The 931-nt window shown below is 60.8% G+C and carries 1 protein-coding gene; it reads left to right on the top strand.

The features are described 5' to 3' along the window. The coding region (locus tag AS93_RS0118115; protein WP_081798355.1) for an IS3 family transposase at positions 1–901 on the top strand (901 nt) is incomplete at its 5' end. Positions 902–931: the final 30 nt, after the last annotated feature.

The raw sequence follows: 931 nt of genomic DNA, 5'->3' as shown, positions 1-931 counted from the left end.
TCGTAAAAAAGGCCGCCGCGTACTTTGCCAAGAGCCTCAAGTGAAGTACGCCTTTATGAGGACGCATACCCCACAGTTTTCGGTGAAAGCCATGTGTCGCGTGCTGGGCGTCGCCCGTAGCGGCTTCTATGCCTGGTGTTCACGTCCACCTGCCGTACGCCACCAGCAAAGGCTCGAGCGGGACAAGCAGGTCGCGCAGGCGTATAGCGCACGCAAGGGTCGCAGCGGGGCGCCACGGCTGTGCCACGACCTGCGAGACGCGGGATGGCTCTGCAACCGCAAGACGGTTGCCGCGTCGATGCAACGGCAAGGACTGCGCGCCAAGGCCGCCAGGAAGTTCAAGGCCACGACCAACTCCCGGCACTCGCTACCGGTGGCGCAGAACCTGCTCAAGCAGGACTTCACGGCATTGGCGCCGAACCAGAAATGGGTGGGTGACATAACCTACCTGCACACGGAAGAAGGCTGGCTGTACCTAGCGGTAATCATCGATCTGTACTCCCGGAGGGTAATCGGCTGGGCCATGGGCGAACGCATGACGGCCGATCTGGCCTGTGATGCCCTGCGAATGGCCCTGTGGCGCCGCAAGCTGCCCAAGGGGGTGATCGTGCACAGCGACCGTGGCGCCCAATACTGCTCAATGGCTTATCAGGGACTGATCCGCGCCCATCACCTGCGCTGCAGCATGAGCGCGAAAGGCAACTGCTACGACAATGCGTGTGCGGAAAGCTTCTTTCACAGCCTGAAAGTCGAATGCATCCACGGCGAGCGCTTTATGAGCCGCGTCCAGATGCGTGAAACCGTGTTTGAATACATCGAAACCGACTACAACCGCCAGCGCCGCCACAGCACGCTGGGACATGTCAGCCCGGAAGCCTTCGAAGCCCGGATGAGTACTTAAACCCGTGTCCACGACTTCTGGGCAAGATCA

This window comes from Pseudomonas sp. RL (genome assembly GCF_000647775.1).
GTDB lineage: Bacteria > Pseudomonadota > Gammaproteobacteria > Pseudomonadales > Pseudomonadaceae > Serpens > Serpens flexibilis.
This window is presented reverse-complemented; position numbering and strand designations above follow the sequence as displayed.